The sequence below is a fragment of the Halorussus halobius genome (genome assembly GCF_004765805.1).
In the GTDB taxonomy this organism is placed as follows: Archaea; Halobacteriota; Halobacteria; order Halobacteriales; family Haladaptataceae; genus Halorussus; species Halorussus halobius.
The window spans coordinates 411,253-433,894 of record NZ_SBIU01000004.1; the positions used below are offsets into that span (position 1 = coordinate 411,253).

Genomic DNA, 22,642 nt, shown 5'->3' on the forward strand with positions numbered 1-22,642 from the left:
ACAGGTACGCGCTGCAATGGTGGGAGACTCCAACAGACGCGACGTGTTGAAGGCGACCGGTGTGGCGGGGCTCGCGGGACTGGTCGGGTTCAGCGGGACCGGGCTCGCGCAGGACCAGCGGCTCTCGTGGCACGCCGGCGGGACCGGCGGGACGTACTTCCCGCTGTCGAACGAGTTCAAGACGGTCATCGACGGGAACACCGACTTCACGGTCCAGGTCCAGTCGACGGGCGCGAGCGTCGAGAACGTCGGCAGCCTCGCGCAGGGCGACGCCGACTTCGCGCTCATCCAGAACGACGTGGCGTACTTCGCGTACAACGGCACGGGCATCGATGCGTTCGAGGGCAACGCGGTCGAGAGCCTCCGCGGGGTCGCCACGCTCTACCCCGAGACCATCCACGTCGTGACCCGTCCGGGGACCGACATCGAGACGCTGAGCGACCTCGAAGGCGCGACCATCAACACCGGCGACCTCGGGAGCGGCACGCAGGTCAACGCGCTCCAGATACTCGACGCGGCGGGCATCGGCGAGGGCGACTTCGAGGAGCAGAACGCGGGCTTCTCGCAAGCGGCCGACCAGCTCAGGGACGGGGACATCGACGCCGCGTTCGTCGTCGGCGGGTGGCCGCTCGGAGCCATCGAGGAGCTGGCGACCACGACCGACGTCTCCATCGTGGAGATATCCGGCGACGCCCGGCAGTCGATCCTGGACGCCCAGCCGTGGTTCGCCGAGGACGCGATTCCGGGCGGCACGTACAGCGGCGTCGACGAGGAGGCCCCGACCGTCTCCGTGCAGGCGATGATAGCGACTCGCGAGGGCCTCGACGCCGACACGGTCGAGACGGTCACCAGCGCCATCTTCGACAACGTCGGCGAGTTGACTATCAAGACCGACTTCATCGGCGAGGACTCGGCGCTCGACGGGATGTCGATACCGCTCCACGAGGGCGCAGAGCGCATCTTCGGCGAGGTCGAGGTCGAGACGCCCTCGGGCGACGGGACCACGACCGGCAACGGGACCGAGATGGGCACCGAAACCGAGATGGGCACCGAGACCGACGGCGGAGCGGCCGAGACCACGACGGCCGAGAACTGACACAGTGACCCGACTCCCCCGACTGGTCGGAGCCTGTCTGGCGGCCGTGGCGGTCGCGGCTCTCGGGGCGTCCGCGACCGCCGGTCCGCTTGCGAGTCCGGGGACGACGCTCGGGCCATCCTCGGACGCCGCGACCGCGACGACGAGCGCTCCGACCGCGAATCCGGCGACGACGAACGCTCCGACGACGAACGTCCCGACCGCCTCCGACGACGGCCGCACGCTGGTCGTGGCGGACGCCGAGACCGGCGAGCGACTGCTAGCGGTCCCGGTGACCGAGGGGACCACGGTGGCGCTGAACTACACCCACAGCGTCGAGAAGACGCCCGTGCTGGACGTGTACGCGGTCGACGGGACCGAACTGGAGATGGTTCGCATGGAGTTTCGTTCGTACGGGGCGGGGCTCCCCGCGCGCGCTGACGTCACCATCACCGAGAACGGTACCTTCGTCTTCGACCCGGAGGGGAGCTACGAGCGGTTGCACGTCACGCCCGGCCGCGTCGCGGGCCACGAACTCGTGGTCGGCGACCGCACCTACGACCTCGTCGACCTCTCGGACGCCCGGACGGTGACCATCCGGGTCGCCGCGGGGTCGGTCGCGACTACCGTTCGACCGCCCTGACCGCGAACCGCGAACCCACCGAGACCCTGCGGAAATCGACGACGCTCACCGAACGACGACTCTCACCGAACCATGACAGCGCGAGACGACGCCGGGGACGCCCCGATTTCCGAGGACGAACAGCAGGAACTCATCGAGCAACTGGAGCGCCGGCGCACGCTCCGGGGCGCGGCGGCGATAGTCGTCACCGTCGTCGCCATCCTGTTCTCGGCGTTCCAGATGTGGCTGGCCGCCCGGGGGTTCGTCTTCCGAGTCGACCTCCCGGTGGTCGGCACCGTCGAGCTCGCCGCGCTCCAGTTGCTGCAGGTCAACGCCGTCCACGTCTGCTTCGCGCTCGTGTTGACCTTCCTGCTGTTCCCGCCGACGACCGGCGACGGGGTCCTCTCGCGGCGACTCGCCCGCGTGGTGCCCGCGCTCCGCCGACGATTCGGCGACGGGAGTCCGGTGACGAGGGTCGGCGAGGGCGTCCGCCGGGCGGTTCGCTGGCTATTCGCGGACCCCAATCGTCGCCGGGTCACGCCGGTCGACGCCGTCCTCGTCGCGATTTCGATACTCTCGGCGGCGTACATGATAACCGACTTCGACGAGATACGGCGGATGCGGGCGCTCGGACTCGGTGCCGGCCGACCCATCGACGAGGTGTACTCGTTGCTCGGCCCCGTGGTCGACGCGCTGGCGAGCGTCGGGATTCCGCTCGGCGAACCCTCCTACGCCTTCCTGCTCGGCGCGGCGGGCGTCCTGCTCGTGCTCGAAGCGACCCGGCGGGCGCTCGGGGTCTACCTGATGGTCATCGTGGCGTCGTTCGTCGTCTACGCGCGCTGGGGGTATCTCATCCCGGTCGACGCGCCGTACGTCGGCGTGCTCTCGATAACGCCGCTGGGCTGGGACGCCATCGTCCAGAACCTCTGGTACAACACCGAGAACGGCGTGTTCGGCATCCCCGTCACCGTGAGCGTCCGGTTCATCTACATCTTCGTGCTGTTCGGCGCGTTCCTGGAGATGAGCGGCGCGGGCAAGTGGTTCATCGACCTGGCGTACTCGGCGACCGGCGACCGCAAGGGCGGTCCCGCGAAGGCGAGCATCATCGCCAGCGGATTCATGGGGACCATCAGCGGCTCCTCGATAGCCAACACGGTCACGACCGGCGCGTTCACCATCCCGCTGATGAAGCGGTCGGGCTACTCGCCGGAGTTCTCCGGTGCGGTCGAGGCCTCGGCGTCGTCGGGCGGCCAGATTCTCCCGCCGGTGATGGGCGCGGCCGCGTTCCTCATCGTGGAGTACACGCTGACGCCGTTCGCCGACGTCATCGTGGCGGCCGCGATTCCCGCCGTCGTGTTCTTCTTCGGCGTCTGGGTGATGGTCCACCTCGAAGCCTCCAAGCGGAACATCGGCGGACTGGCCCCGAGCGACCTCGTCTCGCTGGGACCGCACCTGCGTCGGGGCTGGTTCTATCTGGTGCCGCTGGGCCTGCTGCTGTACTACCTCATCGTCGAGCGCCTGTCGGTCGCGCGGTCGGCGTGGTTCACGCTGGTCGCCATCGGCGCGCTGATCGCGCTCGTGGCGGCCTACGACGAGGAGACGCGGGTGCCCCTGCTCGGCACTATCGCCGGGCTCTACCTGCTGGAGGCCGCGGCCTTCGCGACGACTGGCGGCGGCGTGATAGACGCGCTCACCGGGGCCGCCCCCGGCGGCGGCGCGCCACCGGTGGCGGCGGCGCTCGCCGCCGCCGGAACGCTCGGCTGGATGACCATCGCCATCAGCTTCGCCACGATGCTGTTGCGACCCGACGCCGACGCCCCGCTGCTGGACTTCGACCCGCAGGTCGATTCCGCGCTGGCTGCGGCCGCCGAGGCCGTCCGCCGGCCCGGCCTCGCGGCCGCCAAGCCGTTCCAGTACGTCGGGTTCGTGCTAAAGTCGATGGACGCCGGCGCGCGGACCGCGACCACGGTGGTCGTCGCGGTCGCGGCCGCCGGCATCATCCCGGGCGTCATCAGCGTCACCGGCCTCGGCCCCAACCTGACCGCGCTCATCCGGTCGGTCGCGGGCGGGTCCATCGTCGTCCTGCTGATTCTGACGGCCGTCTCCTCCATCATCCTCGGGATGGGGATGCCGACCACCGTGACCTACATCATCCTCGTCTCGATGCTCGGCCCGGCCATCAGCGAGGTCGGGGCCATCCCGATACTGGCGGCCCACCTGTTCATCCTCTACTTCGGCGTCATCGCCGACATCACGCCGCCGGTCGCGGTCGCGGCCTACGCCGCCTCGGGCATCGCCAAGTCCGACCAGTTCGAGACGGGGGTGACGGCGTTCTCGCTGTCGCTCAACAAGGCCATCGTCCCCTTCGCGTTCGTGCTGACGCCGGGCATCCTCCTGCTCCGGGGCACCGGCACCGGCGAGGAGGTGGACGTCATCGGCCTCGCGGACGTGGCGGACCTCGGTTACTTCGTCCCGGAGGTGTTGATTCCCGTCGCCGGCGTGTTCGTCGGCGTCGTGGCGCTGGCCGCGACCATCATCGCGTACCTCTACACCGACGTCGGCGGGCTGAGCCGGGCGCTGTTCGCGCTCGCGGCGCTGTTGCTGATGGCCCCGCTGTTGCTGTTCAACACCGTGGCGGGGCTGCTGGCGCTGGTCGGGGTCGTCGGCGAACTCGACCCCGGTCTGTTCGACCTCGCGCTCCGGGGCGTCGGCGCGGTGCTGTTCGGCGTTCTCGCGGTCCGGAATCGCCGGCGGGCCGACACCGAGCAGACTGCCGACCGGGGCGAGACGACCGAGGCGGCGTAGAAACGATCGGGAATCGTCCTCACGACGTCCGTCCGAAACGAGACGCCGAACGCGCTCGTACGCCCGTCCCAGTGGGCCGCGCCGTGGTTGGACGTACTTCCCCGCGTACGTGGAATCCTCGTCGGCGCTCATGGTGTCAATCCCAACCACGCCAGCGCGCCGAACAGCAGGTCGCCGTAGGTCAGCGCGAGGACGGTGCCGACGAACAGCGGGACGACGAAGGGGATGCCCGGCGAGACCCACACCTCGTCCTCGCTCGCCAGCGCGTCGAGTCCGTCCCGCAGGCGCTCGGGCGTCGCGCCGTACGCGTCGCGGTCGAGGTCCTCGAGGAACGTTGCCGCGCCCCACGGGTCGTCGTCCGGCGCGTCGTCGTCCGGAATCGTCTCGGCGACCGCGCCGCCGTCGGCGCGAGCGTCCTCGACGCCGACCGCACCGTCGGTCGGCGGGTTCGGGTCGGCCGGCAGCGTCGCGGGGTCCCGGTAGTGGTCGGCGCGCTCGCGCAACTCGGCCAGCGTCAGGCCGCGCCACCGGAGGTACATCCGGACCGCGTCGAGGTCCACGCCGTTCCGAGTCGCGCCCTCCGGCGTCTCCAGCAGGCGACCGTGCTCGGTCGGTATCGCGTCCCACGACACCGGTCTGCCGAGGAACATGACCGACGAGACTCGGCCGCCGGCCGCGTTCCGGACGAACACGGCGAGCGGGTAGAGCGCGCCGAGCAGGACCGTGTTCGTCAGGACGGTGAGCGAGAACACGCCGAGCGCGGTCTGCTGGTGGGGAAGCACCCAGTCGGCGACCACGTACGTCGGGAACGTCGGGAACAACGCGGCCACCACCAGAAACGCTTTCGCGTCCGCGCCGCCGAACGCCCGGAACCACCAGAACGCGAGTACGAGCGGTGCCACGAAGCCGAGGCTGACCCCGGCCCGAATCCAGAAGAACTCGGGACCGTCGAGCGCGGCGCTCCACGCCCGCCAGCCGTCCCACGCCAGCAGGACGACCGCGAGGGCCGCGAGGGGATACCACGTCCGGTTGGGAATCCGGCGGGTCTTCGCGTCCCGGAGCGCGGCCCAGCCGAAGACGGGGACGACGAGCAGTCGCAGGAGGTCGGGAATCGAGGCGTCGAGTAGGGGCACGCGGGAAATCTCTCCGTGAGGGGGGTTTGTTCCGCCATCGTATATAAATGTAAGAGGAAGCCCGGACAGTTCGACCGGCCGGCGAGCAGTCCTCCCAACCTCCGTCTCAGAGTACCTCGTACTTGTCTATCTCCCGCTCCGTACACATCCCCTCGACGGTCAACCGGAGCAGTGAGCCGAGTCTCCCGTCGACGTCGTAGTTGGGTTCGCTCAGATTCCCGGTCCGCCTGGGCGAGCCGATGTCTCGAATCGCGCGCTGTTTGGGTGACTCCCGGTCGCTGTCGATAACTCCGAACACGCGGCCGTCGCGTTCCTTCACGACCGAAAAACAGGGAACGTCGGTGATGCCGTCACCGACGTAGACGATGTTCTCGAACGGAATCCGTCGCTCCTCGGACGCGATTCGTTTGTTCGCTCGATACGGGTTCCGTCTCGCCTCCTCCGGACGTATTCCCTTGTTGATCTCGAACAGGTACCGGGTCTTGTCGGTGAACGAAATCGGACGCTTCACGCGACTCAACACGCCGTCTTCGTCTTCGTCGAGCCGTGACCCGTACACTGCGTCGAAGTTGTCCGCGAGTTCCGTCCCCTGGATGATGCTCTCCAGTCCCTCGGAGACGACGTAGTACTCGACGTCGATTCCCTCGTAGTCGGCGGCGATGTCGTCCAGGTCCGCGAACAGGCCCGACACCCCCGGGTACAGCATCTCGTTCTCGTCCAGCGACGCGCCGAAGGTTTCGAGGTCGTCGACGCCGATTTCACCGAGTGGTTCGTCGCTCCCGACCTTCTCGAGTAACAGGGTGAGATACGCGACGGTGGGGTCGTACCCCTCCCGGACCTTGTCCTGGAACTCCTCGAGCCAGAACGCTTCGGCGTCGACGCCGTTGCGTTCGAGGAACTGCGTCGTGGAGTCCGGGGCGAGGATGTCGTCGAAGTCGAAGACGAGCGCGATGGTCGTCATCGCCGGGTCACTCCGTGGTCACCTGCTGGAACGCCTGGTGTTTGGTCCGGAGTTCACTCCTGTACCCATTAATTTCGCCGGATACCTCCTCGTCTTCGACCACGGTGAGTGGCCGCCTGCGAACGTCGCTCTCCGACGGGATGTCCTCGGCCAGTTCCGGGTCGACTAGCGCCTCGAACCGGTCGGTCGCTGCCCGTTCGCCGAGGAGGTTCCGCAGGTCGGCGGCGATTTCCTGTTTGCCCAGCGTCGTGATTCGGTAGTAGGTCTGTCTCCCGTCGGCCCCCTCGGGTGCGGGAATCTCCGCCATGAGGTTCGCGTCGAGTAACTCTCGAAGGTGGTGTTGCAGGTCGTTGTTGTTGCGCCCCGTCTCCGACGCCAGTCGTTTCCGGGACGCGGCCCCGTACTCGTAGAGCAGGTAGAGGATACTGTACCGGACCGGGTCGGCGAGCGCCTTCTTCCGGTCGATGTGGGCGGCCATCGAGTCGACGCTACCGTCGAACAGTCGTCGTTCGGCGTACGTCTCCACGTCCCCCGCATCGAGCAGTTCGAATAGTTCGTCGGGCGCGCTCTCTGTCATACGTGACTCTACTCCGGCTACCCATAATAGATTAACGGTTATTAATCTAATTTAGCTACATGAATTCCAGCTCCGACAGATAGTTGTTCGTCTAACACCATCCCCCGAAGGAATGAACGGCCGGGACTACGACGAGTTTCGATACGACGGTCGGCCAGTCTTCGAGTACGTCCGGCGCGACGCGCCGACGCCGGACCGGGACCGGCTCGACGAAGACTTCTTCGTCTACGTGATGGGGCCGTACACCGCGTTCGACGCGACTTACGTCTTCGACGACGCCGAGAAACTCAGGACGTCGTTCATCGACGACCCGCTGTTCGACCCCGACCGTCACGTCACCGGCGACGAGACGGGGACGATGGAGGCGGCACTGCGGGACGTCTGCGAGGAGATGCGGGAGCTGTTCGGGGTGCGCGCGTTCCTCGCCACCGACATCGACGTCCCGACGCGACGCGAGGCCGAAGAACGTGACCTCGACAACTATCTGTCCGTCCTCGACCAGTCGGTGGCGTTCGCCGCCGTGAGCGACGCCGTAGTGTTCGTCTTCACGCAGGCCGGCCTCACGACCGGGGCCGGGTCGGAGGTCGGCGCGATTCTCAGCGAGTTCAACCTCCGGACCGGGAACCCGGAACCGGACCGGAAGCCCCGCGAGCGCTTCCGGGTGTTCCGCGGTGAGTCGTTCGGCAGTGCCAGCATCGACGAACTGCCGTACACCTACGGCGTAGACGCCATCGAGTTCGAAGACGAGGCCGACCTGCTCGCGAAGACCCGGCAGTTCCTCGCCAACGTCGAGCGAACTGCCCGGGACCGACCGTTCCCAGTGTACACTAGCTACGAAGCCTGAGCGGTGTCGTGTCGCTCTCGACCGGTCACGATGTTTCGCTCACGCCGTGAACTTCGTCGAGTCGCCACACCGTGCCTGATTCGTCCGAGCGGACGAGCGTGGCGTCGACGGTCCCCGACGAGTCCGCCAGTTCCTCGAACAGGTCCGCGTGCGCCTCGGGGAGCGGAACCGCGACGTGCTGGTCGTCCGAACTCCGGAGGACGACCTCGCGCTCGACGGCGTCGTAGTTCCAGACGCGGAAGTTGTCCCGCATCGTCCGGGGCGGGTCGTCGGAGGTGTCCGTCATCGCCGACTCAGTGAACGCCGTCGACCGGGGAAAGTGCGTCGGCGGGAAATCCTCGCGCTACTCGGGAGCGCTCATGTAAAGAAGTGAACTCCGGAGCGCCCGGAAGAGCGATCTATATGACGCGGTTCTGCAGGTAGTCGAGGTGCTTGGCGTTGTAGACGATTTTGACCTCGTCGGTCGCCGCGCTACCGATGCAGGTCAGGCGGACGTTCTTGTCCTCGACCTCCTCGTCGGAGAGAATCTGTTGCATGTCCATGTCGATTTCGCCCTCCTTGACGATGGACGCGCAGTTGGCGCAGGCACCCGCGCGACACGAGAACGGCCAGTCGTAGCCCTGGGCCTCGGCGGCTTCGAGGATGTACTCGCCCTCGGCCACGTCGAGGGTCCCGTAGTCCTCGTCGTCGAGACCGGCGTCGCTCGCCTTCTCGAAGAGGTCCTCGTCGTCCATGTCCCAGCCCTGGTCGTCCAGTACTTCGTAGTTGAGGTATTCGACGGTTGGCATCACCCCGAGCGTTCGGGGGCGACATGGTTAGTAGTTGTTGTTTCGCGCCGAGACGTCCCGAGGCGACCCGCGAGCGGGTCGGGTCGGCCGCGCCGCCCGCGGTCTCTCAGCCGTAGATGGGAACGAGCGTGAACAGCGCGAACGACGCCACCGCCGAGATGGTGGGCGTCAGAATCCAGAGGGTGACGACGCGGCCGGTCGCCGCCGGGTCGAACAGGTCGGCCGTGTCGAGGTCCGCGGGGTCTTCCTCGCCGATTCGCTGTACCTCGTCGTCGGGTTCGGCCGTGAGCGCGTCCACCGACATCGCCGAGTTCCCGCCGGACTCGCCCGCCGTGTCGCCGCCCTCGTCGCCGCGAACCGCGGCGGCCGCCGCGTCCCGCACCCGGACCGCTCGCGTCGCCCGGCCCCAACCGAGGCCGACGATGCACATCGTGGCGCTCACCGCGAGGCTGGCGGGGATGCCGAGGTACGACAGGAGCGTGATGAGCGACGCCGACACGACTTCGACGACCAGCGCGGCGAGCAGCGGGAGTTCGGTCAGCCCGCTTCCCACGGTGTCGAGGGTGCGCCGGGCGATGGTGAACGCGCCCAGACCGATGGCCCCGGCCGCGAGCAGGATGCCGTGGTCGAGCGAGACGGCCCCGCTGCCCACCAGGGGCGCGACCGCGTTGGCGACGTTGCTCGCGCCCGCCGAGAACGCCATGTAGCACGCGATGACCACGACGAGGACGCTCCCGACGAGTTCGCGCCGGCCGGTGTTCGGTGCCGGGACGGGGTACGGAATCGGCCCGACGCGCTCGTACTCGACCAGCGGCCCCTCCGACTGGTCGATGCGGAACCACACGTCGAGATACGGGTAGAGGTAGCGCCCGACGACCGCACACACCCAGAAGGCGACGATGGGCGCGACCAGCCACCACGAGACTATCTGGCCCATCACGCCCCAGTCGATGTCCCCGGCCGCGACGCCCAGTCCCGCGATGGCTCCCACGGCGGTCATCGAGGTCGAGGCCGGCACGCCGAACAGGTTCGAGACGAGCAGGGCGAGTCCGACGAAAAAGAGGACGCCGACGCTCGCCCCGAGGGTGAACAGGTCGGCGGGCACGATGTCCCCGCCCATCGTCTCGACCACGTTCCGGCCGACCGTCCACCCGCCCAGCAGCGCGAACCCGGCCATCAGCCCGGCCGCACCGAGCTTCGAGACGACGTTGCTGCCGACCGCCGGGCCGAACGCGACGCCGGTAGAGGAGCCGCCGATGTTGAACCCGACGAACACCGCGACCGCGAGGCCGACAGCGAGGAGTGGGCTGAGCACGCTCGCTGGTTCGGACGACGGCGAGTAAATAGCGTCGGTCGCTGAGAGCCCTCGCCACGGGACCGAAAGTGCCCTACCGGGAACGAATCGAGGAACGCCGGAACGACCGCGACGTCACGTTCGTCCCGGGGTCCACGTCCCGGATGTCGGTGGCGTCTGGGGCCGGTTGCGTCGAGAACGCCCCGTCGTCAGACCAGCAGCTGGATGTCGGCGTCGGCCATGTCCTGCAAGGCGGTCGCGGCACCTACGCCGGTGGTGACGCCGTCGTAGAAGTCGTCTTCGTCGTAGTCCAGCAGGCCGATGGTCATCTGGCAGGCCTGGAACGCCACGCCCATGTCGAGGCTGGTCTCGACGAGTTCCTCGATGGTCGCGGTGTCGTTGTTCGCGATTCGCTTCTCCATCAGCTTCGTCGTCACGCGGTCCATGCCGGGCAGCGCCCCGACGACGTTCGGGACGGGCACGTTGGGGTTGCCGACCGAACTCAGCTTGAGCGCCTTCGAGCGCTCCTCGTGGAGGATGTCCAGCCCCCAGAACGTGTGGAAGACGGTGACGTCGTAGCCGAACGCGGCGGCGGTGCTGGCGAGGATGAGCGGCGGGTACGCCATGTCCAGCGTGCCCTTCGTCGCGACGATGCTCATCGTCCCGGCGTCGTCGCCGGTGGCGTCGGCGAGCGCGTCCTCGAGTTCGTCGACGCGCGTCGCCAACTCCGCGCGGGAGGGCGGGTCTGACGCCGCGTCGGGTGTCTCCGGGCTCATCGTCACTCCGTCTTGCGCACGTAGTGTTTGTACGCGTCGTCGCCTTCCTCCTGGTCGAGGAGCTCGACGCCCTCGGTCCCGGACGCCTAGCCGTCGATGTCGCTCATGCTTCCGGAATCGGTCGCCACCACTTCGAGGACCTCGTCGGCGGCGAGTTCGTCGATGGCCGACTTGGTTTTCACGACTGGCATGGGACACGATGCGCCTTTGACGTCGAGCGTCTCCGCGATGTCGAATTCGGCGCTCATTGGTTGTCCGCTCCGGTGGCCAGTATTGGAGCTATCGCACAATACTCGCTACCCGACTAAAAGATTGTTGGTTCTTGTGTTTTCTGCGAACTACTGCTTTGACGTGCATCTCTATAAGCGCGTTAATGGGGGGGCAACTTCCGGATATATTTTCGTCCCCCTCCAATATCGCGGAGATAGTATTGTACATCTATAGAAATACTATGGAAATGCTTTTGTGTGTTCGGCCGGTAGAAGCGACCACACGACATGAACGCTGACGAGTTCCCCACCCCGGAGGTCGCCGTGGAACCGGTCGAGCCGGAATCGCTGAAAGACCGCATCGACGCCCGACAGTCGGTCACGCTCCTCGACGCGCGCATGCACTCCGAGTACGAGGAGTGGCACATCGACGGCGAGAACGTCACGTCGATCAACGTCCCGTACGTCGAGTTCCTCGACGACAAGATCGACGAGGACGTCCTCGACCGCATCCCCGAGGACCGCAAAATCACGGTCCTGTGCGCGAAAGGCGGCGCAAGCGAGTACGTCGCGGGCACGCTCGCGGAGCGTGGGTACGACGTCGACCACCTCGAGGGCGGAATGAACGGCTGGGCGAGCGTCTACGAGGCCGTCGAGGTCACCGGCTACGACGGTGCCGGGACGCTCGTCCAGTACCAGCGTCCCTCCTCGGGCTGTCTCGGCTACCTCCTCTACGACGACGGCCAAGCCGCGATCGTCGACCCGCTTCGGGCGTTCACCGACCGCTACCTGGAGGATGCCGCCGACCTCGGCGTCGACCTCCAGTACGCGCTGGACACCCACGTCCACGCCGACCACGTCTCGGGCGTGCGTGCGCTCGACGACGAGGGTGTCGAGGGCGTCATCCCCGAGGCGGCCGTCGACCGCGGCGTCACGTACGCCGACGAGCTGACCACGGTCGAGGACGGTGACACCTTCGAGGTCGGCGACGCGACTATCGAAGCGGTCTACACGCCAGGTCACACGACCGGGATGACCTCCTATCTCGTCGACGGCAGCCTGCTCGCGACCGGCGACGGCCTCTTCGTCGAGAGCATCGCCCGCCCAGACCTCGAAGCGGGCGACGAGGACGCGCCCGACGCGGCCCGCACGCTCTACGAGTCCCTGCAAGAGCGGGTACTGTCGCTGTCCGACGACACGCTGGTCGGCGGCGCGCACTTCGGCGACGCCGCCGAGCCGGCCGCCGACGGCACCTACACCGCGCCGCTCGGCGACCTCGTCGACGAGATGGACGCGCTCACGATGGACGAGGACGCGTTCGTCGAGTTGCTCCTCTCGGACATGCCGCCCCGGCCGGCCAACTACGAGGACATCATCGCGACGAACCTCGGGCAGCACGCGGTCGACGACGAGGAAGCGTTCACGCTCGAACTCGGGCCGAACAACTGCGCAGCGAGTCAGGAGTCGCTGGCGGGTGACTAGACGCCGATGGTGATCGACCCAGTCGCTCTCCAGTCGGCCACGGGGCCGTTCCCGAACGGCATCGGCCGGTACGCCGTCGGCGGGTTACTCGTCGGGCTCGGCACCCTCCTGATATACGCCGGGACGGGCATCCCCGCCGGCGCGAGCACGTTCCTCGAATCGACGCTGTCGTACGTCTCCGACCAGTCGCGGTTCCAGCAGTACGTCGCCTCGCGGGACTGGCGGCTCGTGTTCACGGCCGGCATCGTCCTCGGCGGGCTAGCGTTCGCGGCGACGTTCCAGTCCGGGCTGGTGTCCAGTTCGCTGTACGAACCCGGGACCACCGGGCAGTTGCACGAGGTCGCGGGCCTGACGCTGTGGACGACCGACGTCCAGGCCTGGCGGCTGTTCCTCGGCGGCATCCTCGTCGGCATCGGCACGCGCGTCGGCAGGGGCTGTACGTCCGGACACGGCGTCTGTGGGGTCGGCTCGGCGTCGAAGACGTCGCTGGTCGGCGTCGCGACGTTCCTGACGGTGGCGGTCGGGACGGCTCAGGTCGTCACCGCGCTGGGGGTGAGCCCGTGATGGCCGAACTGCGAGGTGCGAACGGACCGACCAGCCCGGGAAGCGAGCGGCGAACGGCCGTGAGCCGCGAGCGGCGAGCGTCGCGGAACCCGCCAACGGGAGCAACCGGAGGGCACGACGCGTGAGCGACGACCGCCACGCCCTGTTCAAGCCGCTGCTCTTCGTCGGCGGCCTGACCTTCGGGTTCGGGCTCGGGTTCAGCCACATGGCGCGGCCGGAGGTCGTGTTGCACTTCCTCCAGCTCGACGACCTCGGGCTCCCGTTCGTCATGTTCGGGGCCGCCATCGTCTCGGGAATCGGGTTCGCCGTCCTCCCCCGGATTCGGGACGCCGCACCGCTCACCGGCGACCCCTACGAGCGACGGTTGAAGCCGTTCGACCGGAACGTCCTCGTCGGCGGCGCTATCTTCGGCGTCGGCTGGGGGCTGTCGGGCATCTGTCCGGGCGCGGCCTACGCCAGCCTCGGCGTCGGCAACGTCACCATCCTGTGGGCGCTGGCCGGGATGTTCCTCGGCGCGTACCTCCAGGGCTACTGGCGCAGCCACAGCCGAGCCCGCGAGACCGACCCGGCGGGGGCCGACTGACCGCCACGCCGCCGATGGACGCCGCGCTCGTCGCCCTGTTCGTCGGGGCAGCGCTCGCCAGCCTGTTCATGTCGTGGGTCATCGGTGCCGGGTCGAGCGGTGCGACCCCGTTCGCGCCCGCGGTCGGCGCGAACGCCATCGGGACGATGCGGGCCGCCTTTCTGGTCGGGCTGTTCGGGTTCGCCGGTGCCGTCACGCAAGGGGGCAACGTCTCGGAAGCCGTGGGAAGTGGCCTGGTCGGCGGCGCGACCGTCCCCGTCGCCGGCGTCATCCTGGTGTTACTCCTGGGTGCCGGACTGATGGCGGTCGGCATCACGACGGGCTACCCCATCGCGACCGCGTTCACGGTGACCGGCGCTGTCGTCGGCGTCGGCCTCGCCCTGGGTGGAACCCCCGTCTGGTCGAAGTACCGCCAGATAGCTGCCGTCTGGGCGTTGACGCCGCTCGTCGGTGGCGGAATCGCGTTCGCCATCGCGAGCGTTCTCCCGCGACCCGACGTACCCGAACGGTACACCGTCCCGGCGCTCGTCGGCGTCGTTGCTGCCGTCCTCGTGAACGTCGAGTTCAGCTTCCTCGGCAGGGGCAACACCGCGGGGACGGTCAGCGAGCTCGGACAGCAGGCGGTCGCGATCGATAGCCGTGCGTCGGCGGTCGTCGTGACTGCTGGCACAGCGCTGGCCGTCGCCGCCGTGGTCCGGTGGGACGTTTGCCGCGACCAGCGCGGGGGACTGCGGCGCGTGCTGCTCGCGCTGGGCTCGCTCGTCGCGTTTTCCGCGGGCGGCAGCCAGGTCGGACTCGCGGTCGGGCCGTTGCTCCCGCTGCTCGACGAGGTGGCGGTGTCGATGTTCGCGGTGCTCGTCGGCGGTGGCCTGGGGATGCTCGCGGGCTCGTGGACGGGCGCACCTCGGATGATAAAGTCACTCGCACGGGACTACTCGTCGCTCGGACCGCGGCGCTCTATCTCGGCGCTCGTGCCGTCGTTCCTGATCGCGCAACTGGCCGTCCTGCTGGGCGTTCCCGTGTCGTTCAACGAGATCGTCGTCAGCGCGATCATCGGGAGCGGTGCGGCGGTCGGCGGCCGGGACGCGGTCGACGCGCGGAAGATTCTCGTGACGCTGGGCGCGTGGGTCGGTTCGTTCGCGCTCTCGTTCGTGCTCGCGTACGCTGCGGGCGTTCTCCTCCTGTAGCCTCGGCCAGAAGCGACCGGTGACTCGGTCGGCAGCCCGTTGGCGGTCCCGGCGAGCCGGTGGTACCGATGCCGGACTCGACGGCCGAACGACGCCGCCGGGACCCGGCGTGGGGCCGGTCGGATGTTTTCGCGGGCTCGGGAAACCCGACCGGGCGTGGTTCCGAGCGCTCGTCGGGCGGGGAGAACCGCGTCCGGTCGACGGTCAATGGCGACGTCGAGCGGTTGCTCGACGACTGGTCCCGGCGTCGAAGCTAATCGCACCGTCTCCCGGCGTCGCAGTTCCCGGGCGGTGCGTTCGCTCGCGACTGTCCAGTGGACCGCCCCCGCACCCAATTATATTGGGTAGTATTGTATATAGCACCCAAAACTCTTAATTCGCACTGGAGCGTAGGAACCGGCGATGGCAACCGATACTGCAGCCGACGCTGACAACGCCCCCGCGGACGAGCCGCTCCACGTCGACGGCGAAGCCCAACTCGGCGACGTCGTCGCCGACAACGACGTCGTCCTCACGGACTTCTACGCCGACTGGTGTGGCCCCTGTCAGCTGCTCGACCCCATCGTCGAGACGCTGGCCGAAGACACCGACGCCACCGTCGCCAAGGTCGACGTCGACGCCAACCAGCAGCTCGCGGCCGCCTACGGCGTCCGGGGCGTCCCGACGCTCGTCCTGTTCGCCGACGGCGAGCAGGTCGAAGAGACCGTGGGCCTCGAAGACGAAGGGGAGCTTCGCGCGCTCATCGAAACCTACACGGACTGATTTCCGCCCCGAAGCGTGGGTTTCGACTCGCAACGCCGTACCGGAAGAGAGACGGAAGCTCCGACGGGCTACTCGGTCGTCGCCTCCAGAAGCAGGTCCGTGAGCGAGACGATTACTTCGCTCGCCACGTGCTTCGTCGCCGCTTCCGGGCCCGAAGTCGGCCGAAAGAGGTGGTCGAGATCGGCGTACGACTGGAACGTCACGCTCGAATCGTCGGCGAACGCGTCGCGCCATCGACCGAAGTCCTTCTCGGGAGACACCTGCGCATCCGATTCGCCCTGGAACACGGCCATCGGTATCGAGAGGTCCGACGCCGTCTCGATGGGGTCGTACTCGGCCAGGCTGCGCCAGAAAGCGCCCGGGAATCCGAGCACGTCCTCGTCGGGGTCGAACTCGCCGGCGCGTATCCGCTCGACGCCGGCACGGATTTCGGCTCGCGTCTCCGTCGCCGGGAACTGTTCGGACTGTTCGAGCAACAGTTCCGACAGCGGCCGGGCGTTCGCCGCGAGCAGCCCGAGCCCGGAGACGGAGTCCGACCGGGCGGCGATCAGCGGCGCCGCCATCCCGCCGAGGCTGTGTCCGACGACGACCACCGCGTCGACCTCTTCACGCATCCGGTCGACGGCGGCGACGGCGTCCTCGACGACGACGCGGTCGAGGGTGTGTTCGGCCGGCGGGACGGACTCGGCTGCGGTTCGTTTGTCGTATCTGAGTACCGGAACGCCCGCCGAGGCCAGCCCCAGCGCGAGGTCCTTGAGCGGTTTGCTCCCGTCCACGGTCCCGTCGCGGTCCATCGGGCCCGACCCGTGGACGAGGACGACCCCGACCGCCGAGTCGACTCCCCGGCGCGCGAGGGTCCCCGGAAGCTCGCCAGCACGGCCATCGACGACGCAGTCCGTTTCGGTCACGTCATCCTCGACGTAGGCCGGGCGGTCGTACGAGACGTCGCCGGCGTCGAGGTACTGCAGGCCCGCGATAGCGTCCCCCTCTACGACGACGCGAACCCGTTGCGTTCCGCCGGCGAACTCGAGCGTCACGGCGGTCGCGTCGTGTCCCTGGACCGTGAACGACTCCGAATCGCTGATTCCGACGAACGGCCCGAACCGCTCCTGAAGCGTCGTCCAAGTCTCGGCGAGCTCCGACGCCGAGTAGGTGGCCCCGAGCTGGGCCGTGAACTGGTCGACCGCGGCGTCGTACTCGCCGTCCGCGACCGTCTCGATGAACCGTATCGCTGGCGAACTCATCGTGCGTATCGTGTCCGAAGGACTGCGGGCTTACGACAGTTTCCATCCGGTCGTCGTCCCGGTTGCCGCGGGCTCGGCAAAAGCCACGGACGAAGAAAGGGTTATCCCGTCAGCACCAGTCCGATTATCCATGAAGGTTCTCGTCACGGACCCCATCGCGGACGCGGGTCTGGAGCGACTCGAAGCGGCCGGTCACGAGGTCGAAACCGCCTACGAGGTCGAGGGGGACGCCCTGCTGGCCGCCGTCTCGGACGCCAACGCGCTCGTGGTCCGCTCGGGTACCGAGGTGACCGAGGCAGTGTTCGACGCCGCTCCGGACCTGGTCATCGTCGGCCGGGCGGGCATCGGCGTCGACAACATCGACATCGACGCCGCGACCGACCACGGCGTCATCGTCGCCAACGCGCCGCAGGGCAACGTCCGGGCGGCGGCCGAACACACCGTCGCCATGGCGTTCGCGACCGCGCGCTCGATTCCCCAAGCCCACGCCCGACTCCGTGACGGCGAGTGGGCCAAGGGCGACTACCTCGGCACGGAAGTCAACGCCAAGACGCTCGGCGTGGTCGGACTCGGCCGCGTGGGCCAGGAGGTCGCCAAGAAGCTCGACTCGCTGGGGATGGAGCTGGTGGCCTACGACCCCTACATCAGCGAGGACCGCGCGGCCCAGCTCGGCGCGGAACTCGTGGACCTCGACGACTGCCTCGACCGCGCGGACTTCCTGACGGTCCACACGCCGCTGACCCCCGAGACGGAGGGGCTCATCTCCGAGGAGGAACTCGCCCAACTGGAGGGCGGCTACGTGGTCAACTGCGCCCGGGGCGGCGTCGTCGACGAGGACGCGCTGGCCGAAGCCGTCGAGGACGGCGTCCTCGCGGGCGCGGCGGTCGACGTGTTCGCCGACGAACCCATCTCGCCGGACAACCCGCTGCTCGACGTCGAGGACGTGGTGGTCACGCCCCACCTCGGCGCGAGCACCGAGGCCGCACAGGAGAACGTCGCGACCAGCACGGCCGACCAGATAGTCGCGGCGTTCGCCGAGGAGCCGGTCGTCAACGCGCTCAACGCCCCCTCCATCGACGAGAGCGCGTTCCCGCGCATCGAGCCGTACATCGGCCTCGCCGAGACCGCCGGCAAGATAGCGACCCAACTGCTCGACGAGCGCATCGAGTCCATCGAGGTGACCTACGAGGGCGACATCGCCGAGGAGGACGTGGAACTCGTGACCGCCAGCGCCCAGAAGGGCGTGTTCCAGCCGCTCGAATGGCAGGTCAACGCGGTCAACGCACCCCAGATAGCCGAGGACCGGGGCGTCGAGGTGACCGAGAGCAAGACCCGCCAGACCGACGACTTCCAGAGTCTGGTCCGCGTGACCGTGGCGGGCGACGACGAGTCGGTCAGCGTCGAGGGCACGCTGTTCACCGGCGACGAGCCCCGCATCGTCCGCGTCGACGACTACCGGGTCGACGCCATCCCGCACGGCCACATGCTGGTCGCGCGCAACGAGGACGCGCCGGGCGTCATCGGCTTCATCGGGACCGTGCTGGGCGACCACGACGTCAACATCGCGGGGATGTTCAACGCCCGCGAGGCCCACGGCCGCGAGGCGCTGACGGTGTACACCCTCGACGAGCAGGTGCCCGACGAGGCCAAGGAGGCGCTGGAGAGCGACGAGAGGATTATCGAGGCTCGGTACATCGAGTTGAACGGCGCGGAGTAGAGGTCTCGGAAACCGTTTGCGGATTCTAGAGCGTCGGTAGTGCCGTGGACTGTCGAGGAAACGTCCGGCACAACGTTGCAACGCTGTGCGTTAGTTCGGCTCGTCCGGTTGCGGACGCTGTCGCCCTCGGGACGGTCAGTGTCCCTCGAAGAGGAATCGAGGGGCGTGGAAGCCGACCGCTGGCTTTTAGACTAGCCCTTCCCAGGCGGACTCGGCGCAGTTCTGGACGCACGACGGGTCGACGTCGGTACAGCCCAGATCCGCCACGAAGGTCAGCGGGACGCCGCCCGTCCCGCCCGCGCACACGAACACGATGCAGGCGGCCAGAACCGGCGGTACCGGCGACCCGACGAAGCAGCTCAGACAGCTACCCGCCTGATACACGCAGTAGATCAGGTCGGCCGCCTCGTCGTCGCAGTCACACCCGGCGGTCGACACGTCGTCGCCGTGCGAGCGGACGTCGCGTTCGGCGACGCTCAGGTCCATCCCCGAACTGCCGGTGTCGCGAGCGGTGATGGTCTCCATCTCCTTCGCGTCGGCGTCGACTCGCGTAACGTAGTGCTCGCCGGTCTCCGGCGTGAGACTCACCACGACGTCGTCCGACCCGACGAGGTCGGTCTCGCCGAGTTGTTCGAGGGCCTGCCGAGACTCCTCACTGGTCGCCGTACGCTGGAAGACGGCCTCGTCGCCGGTCGCCTTCAGCTTGCCGGTGGTCCCCTCCGGCCAGTCGGCGTCGACTGCGGACACGCGCTGGTCGAACTGCAACACCGCCTCCCGCCCGCCGTCGTGGTCGACCACGACCAGCCGCCCGTGATTGGTCGGTACCATGACGGCGAAGTCGGAACTCCCCAGCGCCTTCGCCTCGTTTAGTTGGAGCTTCAGTTTCGGGTCCGCGCGCTCGATGGCCCGAACCTGCTCGGACTTCATCAGCGACCCGACGTCTTCTGGGTCGACGTCTTCGACCGCACTCGCCAGTCCGGGGAGCCCGACGGCAGCGAGCGAACCGGTAGCGACACCTTTGAGAATATTCCGTCTGCTCGAACTCTTGTCTGAGTCCATGAGGGTACGTGATTCCAACGTGATATAAGTTTTCTAAAAAATATTATTTAATTTTATCTCCTAGTGGAATGGCCGTCCGCATCGAAGCAAGGACCGGGTAGATCGCGCGACCGGGAGCAAACCAGTATTTATCCTCCTTCGTGCCCGCAGAATTAAGTCCGAACCGTACCTACTCTCCACATGGACGAAGGTGCGAGCGCGGGTGAAAACGGGCCACTCGTTCTCGAGTCCCGACTCACGGGAGCAGTCAGCACGCTCTATCGGATAGCGTTCGGATTCCTGTCGGGCGGCCCGCTGGTCTGGTTTCTGCTCTTCGTCTGTCTGCCCCTGTCCGTTCTCGCCGGTGCCGTGGTGGTCGGGCCGGAGCTTGCGAGCCTGGCCGTGGGTCTGCCTGCGTTGTTCCTGCTGGGCTTCTGGTGGTCGAGCTATCGGTACGCGTCGCCACGGGTAACCGTCGACGCGACCCGACGGACCATCAGAATCGAACACGGTCGGACGCCGGCGTGGACTCGGGCAAAGACAGTCGACGTGGACGACCTGCGGAGCGTGTTCGTGGTTCCGTTGGGCGGGTTCGCCCTCGTGCGTCTCGACTACCGGGAGCGGAACGTCTTCGAGCCGTGGGACTTCCTCGTCCCGCGCGCGGACTTGCCGGCGGTCGACCGCGTGCTGACCGGCAGCGGCGTCGACGTCCGCAGGGTCGGCGGCCGCGACGCGTCGCGGTGGCGGCGGTTCGAGCCAGTGGTTCGCGTCGTGGTGACGCCGCTGGTACTCGTCGCGGTCCCGACGTACGCGGTCCGGGAGTTCGGGACCGGGGCGTTCGACGACAACGTCGTGGTCGTCGCGGGCATCGTGGCCGCGTGGACGCTACAGGCACAGGTGACCGCCGCCGTCGGACTCCGGCCGGAACGGCGTTCGCTCGCGGTGGTGTTGGACGTCGTCGGAACCGTCGCGGTGGTCGTCGGCGCAGTTTGGCTCTACGTAAAGCTCACGTAGCCGAGGCCGCCGTCGGGAACGCGGACGGACGCACCCGGACGCCGGCGGACGAGTGAGGGTCGGCCCCGAGTCGGTGCGCCGCCGCGTGCGAACGGGCGACGGGGCCGCACTCACCGCGTCGACGCGGCCACGGGTTCGGAGTTTCGAAACTCGAACCGCGCGCCGCCGTCCTCCCCGTCGGTCACCGCGACGCGCCAGCCGTGGCGCCCGGCCACGTCGGCGACCACGGCCAGTCCCACGCCGTTCCCGTCGTCCCGCGTCGTGAAGCCGTGTTCGAACACCGACTCGCGGTCGCGCTCCGGGATGCCGGGACCGTCGTCGGCGACGTAGAACCCGCCGTCGTCGAGCGCGCCGACGCGCACGGTCGCGTCGGCGCTCCCGTGCTCGACCGCGTTGCGGAACAGGTTCTCGAACGCGCTCGCCAGTTGGCTGCCGTCGGCCTCGACCGAACCGGGGTCGCCGTCGAAGGCGAGGGTGGCGTCGGCGGTGTCGACGGTGGCCCACGCGCGCTCGGCGGCGGCCCGCAGCGAGCGGCGGTCGGCGCGACCGGCGTCCTCGTCGCGCGCCATCGCCAGCACGTCGTCGATGATGTCGGCCATGCGTCGGTGGGCGTCGGCGACGCGTTCGAGATCGGCGTCCGCGTCGGTACCGTCGGCCCGCGCCAGTTCGAGTCGGCCCTGTGCGACGTTCAGCGGGTTGCGGAGGTCGTGGGCGATGGTGTGGCCGACGCGCTCGAGCCGCTCGTTCTGGCGCTTGAGCGCGGTCACGTCCCTGAAGACCAGCACTCGGCTCGGCGGTCGCTCGGCGTCGTCGCCGAGCGACGACGTCCAGATGTCGAAGTGTCGCTGCCGGCCGTCCGCGGCCTCCACGGCGACCTCGCCGGCGGACTCGCCGGACGAGTACCACGCGAGGACGGCCGGAAACGACGCGCAGGCGTCGGTCACGGCGCGTCCGACCACGCCGTCGACGCTCTCCCAGCCGAACAGCCGGGCCGCCGCCGGGTTGGCGTCGACGACCCGGCCGTCCGGGGCGAGAATCAACACCGGGTCGTCCATCTGTTCGACGACGGTCCGACGGCCGACCGGCGCGACGTCGAGCAGTTCGTACCGGTTTATCGCGTACGCGAACGCGAGTCCGCTCACCGCGAAGTACGTCTCGGGTTCGACCGTCGACAGGCCGTTGTAGAACAGCGTGGCCGCCAACCACGGCACCGTCACGCCGGACAGCACGGCGAGGGTCTGGCGCCAGTACAGCTTTCGGGACCTCAGCATCCCGTACACCAGCACGAGGGTCCCCACTCCGGTCAGGAGGTTCGAGTAGGCCCACGCCACCCAGAACGCCGGGCCGAACGTCCGGTCTAGCATCGCGTTCCCGCCGACCGTGACGACCTCGCTCGACGTCCGAATCAGGTGGTGGTAGTCGTTGGTCCACGCGAGCCCGAGCGTGGCGACCATGGGGACGACGAGGACCGCGAGCGTCCGGCGGTCGGCCCACTCCTCCCGACCGGTGTACTCGCAGGCGAACGCGAACCACGCGACGGGGACCGCGACCAGCCCGACGTACTGGACGTCGACCCAGAACAGTTTCGCCGACAGCGTCGCACTCGCGGCTTGCAGTGCGTTCCCGCCGGTCCATATCGCGGCCGCACCGGTGAAGGCCGCGACCGGGAGCGCGCCCGGCGCGTCCCGTCGGTACCACCCGAAGGTGGCCACTCCCAGCGAGACGACGGTAGCGAGTATCGACGCGGCGGCAGACGGTGTGAACTGCATAGGGCTCGGCCCGATTACCGGTGTATCAAACTCGACTCGTATAAACTATTGGCCGGAATTATCACGAGATATACTCCGATGCGTTCGTCTCTGGTGCTTCTCTGCGGGGAGTTATTTTTCCTGCAGCATCGCGGAGAAGGCGCGCGCAGCCGACGGTCGGGCGTGCGGTACCGAGAGTCGCGGTTCCAGCGCGGGAAG

At 68.3% G+C, this 22,642-nt stretch carries 21 protein-coding genes and 1 pseudogene; 11 read left to right on the forward strand and 11 right to left on the reverse strand.

The features are described from left to right. The first annotated feature begins 16 nt into the window (after positions 1-16). From EPL03_RS13830 to EPL03_RS13840, 3 genes are all read left to right on the forward strand, one after another. Positions 17-1,096, forward strand: a complete 1,080-nt coding sequence (locus EPL03_RS13830) for a TAXI family TRAP transporter solute-binding subunit (protein WP_135829921.1) — start codon at positions 17-19, stop codon at positions 1,094-1,096. A 223-nt stretch (positions 1,097-1,319) separates the two neighbouring features. After that, positions 1,320-1,718, forward strand: a complete 399-nt coding sequence (locus EPL03_RS13835; protein WP_135830013.1) for a DUF1850 domain-containing protein — start codon at positions 1,320-1,322, stop codon at positions 1,716-1,718. A 72-nt stretch (positions 1,719-1,790) separates the two neighbouring features. After that, a complete protein-coding gene (locus EPL03_RS13840; protein WP_135829922.1) occupies positions 1,791-4,502 on the forward strand; it encodes a TRAP transporter permease in 2,712 nt (903 codons plus the stop codon). A 128-nt stretch (positions 4,503-4,630) separates the two neighbouring features. Here the strand turns inward: EPL03_RS13840 and EPL03_RS13845 are convergent, their stop codons facing one another. From EPL03_RS13845 to EPL03_RS13855, 3 genes are all read right to left on the reverse strand, one after another. Continuing rightward, on the reverse strand, positions 4,631-5,635 hold the full coding sequence (locus EPL03_RS13845; RefSeq protein WP_135829923.1) for an A24 family peptidase C-terminal domain-containing protein: 1,005 nt from the start codon (positions 5,633-5,635) through the stop codon (positions 4,631-4,633). A 106-nt stretch (positions 5,636-5,741) separates the two neighbouring features. Further along, the gene (locus EPL03_RS13850; protein ID WP_135829924.1) at positions 5,742-6,596 is read right to left on the reverse strand and encodes an HAD family hydrolase; all 855 of its coding nucleotides are present in this window, start codon (positions 6,594-6,596) and stop codon (positions 5,742-5,744) included. Positions 6,597-6,603: 7 nt separating this feature from the next. After that, positions 6,604-7,173 (reverse strand): ArsR/SmtB family transcription factor, encoded by a 570-nt coding sequence (locus EPL03_RS13855; protein WP_135829925.1) that lies wholly within the window; start codon positions 7,171-7,173, stop codon positions 6,604-6,606. Positions 7,174-7,285: 112 nt separating this feature from the next. On the opposite strand from EPL03_RS13855, the gene EPL03_RS13860 reads away from it, so the two are divergent. Then, positions 7,286-8,017, forward strand: coding sequence for a DUF7509 family protein (locus EPL03_RS13860; protein WP_135829926.1), 732 nt, complete (start codon positions 7,286-7,288; stop codon positions 8,015-8,017). Positions 8,018-8,042: 25 nt separating this feature from the next. Here the strand turns inward: EPL03_RS13860 and EPL03_RS13865 are convergent, their stop codons facing one another. From EPL03_RS13865 to EPL03_RS13885, 5 genes and pseudogenes are all read right to left on the reverse strand, one after another. After that, positions 8,043-8,303: a hypothetical protein gene (locus EPL03_RS13865; RefSeq protein WP_135829927.1), complete on the reverse strand. Its 261-nt coding sequence runs from the start codon at positions 8,301-8,303 to the stop codon at positions 8,043-8,045. Between the two features lie 112 nt (positions 8,304-8,415). Then, positions 8,416-8,805, reverse strand: coding sequence for a ferredoxin Fer (gene fer, locus EPL03_RS13870; protein WP_135829928.1), 390 nt, complete (start codon positions 8,803-8,805; stop codon positions 8,416-8,418). A 106-nt stretch (positions 8,806-8,911) separates the two neighbouring features. Continuing rightward, the gene (locus EPL03_RS13875) at positions 8,912-10,120 is read right to left on the reverse strand and encodes an inorganic phosphate transporter (RefSeq protein ID WP_135829929.1); all 1,209 of its coding nucleotides are present in this window, start codon (positions 10,118-10,120) and stop codon (positions 8,912-8,914) included. Positions 10,121-10,308: 188 nt separating this feature from the next. Further along, the gene (locus EPL03_RS13880) at positions 10,309-10,875 is read right to left on the reverse strand and encodes a DsrE/DsrF/DrsH-like family protein (RefSeq protein WP_135829930.1); all 567 of its coding nucleotides are present in this window, start codon (positions 10,873-10,875) and stop codon (positions 10,309-10,311) included. 2 nt (positions 10,876-10,877) lie between these two features. Next, positions 10,878-11,123 (reverse strand): annotated as a pseudogene (locus EPL03_RS13885) (sulfurtransferase TusA family protein). Between the two features lie 249 nt (positions 11,124-11,372). On the opposite strand from EPL03_RS13885, the gene EPL03_RS13890 reads away from it, so the two are divergent. The 5 genes from EPL03_RS13890 (at position 11,373) to trxA (ending at position 15,662) form a co-directional block, all read left to right on the forward strand. After that, positions 11,373-12,566 carry an MBL fold metallo-hydrolase gene (locus EPL03_RS13890; protein ID WP_135829931.1) on the forward strand — a complete coding sequence of 398 codons (1,194 nt, stop codon included), beginning with the start codon at positions 11,373-11,375 and terminating at the stop codon, positions 12,564-12,566. A 6-nt stretch (positions 12,567-12,572) separates the two neighbouring features. Further along, positions 12,573-13,130 carry a YeeE/YedE family protein gene (locus tag EPL03_RS13895; protein ID WP_135829932.1) on the forward strand — a complete coding sequence of 186 codons (558 nt, stop codon included), beginning with the start codon at positions 12,573-12,575 and terminating at the stop codon, positions 13,128-13,130. Positions 13,131-13,251: 121 nt separating this feature from the next. Then, positions 13,252-13,713 (forward strand): YeeE/YedE family protein, encoded by a 462-nt coding sequence (locus tag EPL03_RS13900; RefSeq protein WP_135829933.1) that lies wholly within the window; start codon positions 13,252-13,254, stop codon positions 13,711-13,713. 14 nt (positions 13,714-13,727) lie between these two features. After that, positions 13,728-14,900, forward strand: coding sequence for an inorganic phosphate transporter (locus EPL03_RS13905; RefSeq protein ID WP_135829934.1), 1,173 nt, complete (start codon positions 13,728-13,730; stop codon positions 14,898-14,900). Positions 14,901-15,302: 402 nt separating this feature from the next. After that, the gene (trxA, locus tag EPL03_RS13910) at positions 15,303-15,662 is read left to right on the forward strand and encodes a thioredoxin (RefSeq protein ID WP_135829935.1); all 360 of its coding nucleotides are present in this window, start codon (positions 15,303-15,305) and stop codon (positions 15,660-15,662) included. A 68-nt stretch (positions 15,663-15,730) separates the two neighbouring features. On the opposite strand, the gene EPL03_RS13915 is transcribed toward trxA, so the two are convergent. Further along, the gene (locus tag EPL03_RS13915; protein WP_135829936.1) at positions 15,731-16,906 is read right to left on the reverse strand and encodes an alpha/beta fold hydrolase; all 1,176 of its coding nucleotides are present in this window, start codon (positions 16,904-16,906) and stop codon (positions 15,731-15,733) included. Positions 16,907-17,036: 130 nt separating this feature from the next. On the opposite strand from EPL03_RS13915, the gene serA reads away from it, so the two are divergent. Beyond that, on the forward strand, positions 17,037-18,623 hold the full coding sequence (serA, locus tag EPL03_RS13920) for a phosphoglycerate dehydrogenase (protein WP_135829937.1): 1,587 nt from the start codon (positions 17,037-17,039) through the stop codon (positions 18,621-18,623). 186 nt (positions 18,624-18,809) lie between these two features. Here serA and EPL03_RS13925 read toward each other — a convergent pair whose 3' ends face one another. After that, complete coding sequence (locus EPL03_RS13925; RefSeq protein ID WP_135829938.1) at positions 18,810-19,682, reverse strand: hypothetical protein; 873 nt, start codon at positions 19,680-19,682, stop codon at positions 18,810-18,812. 180 nt (positions 19,683-19,862) lie between these two features. Between EPL03_RS13925 and EPL03_RS13930 the strand changes: the two genes are divergently transcribed. Continuing rightward, complete coding sequence (locus tag EPL03_RS13930; RefSeq protein WP_135829939.1) at positions 19,863-20,675, forward strand: hypothetical protein; 813 nt, start codon at positions 19,863-19,865, stop codon at positions 20,673-20,675. A gap of 110 nt (positions 20,676-20,785) precedes the next feature. On the opposite strand, the gene EPL03_RS13935 is transcribed toward EPL03_RS13930, so the two are convergent. Beyond that, positions 20,786-22,444 carry a histidine kinase N-terminal 7TM domain-containing protein gene (locus EPL03_RS13935; protein ID WP_135829940.1) on the reverse strand — a complete coding sequence of 553 codons (1,659 nt, stop codon included), beginning with the start codon at positions 22,442-22,444 and terminating at the stop codon, positions 20,786-20,788. Between the last annotated feature and the right edge of the window lie 198 nt (positions 22,445-22,642).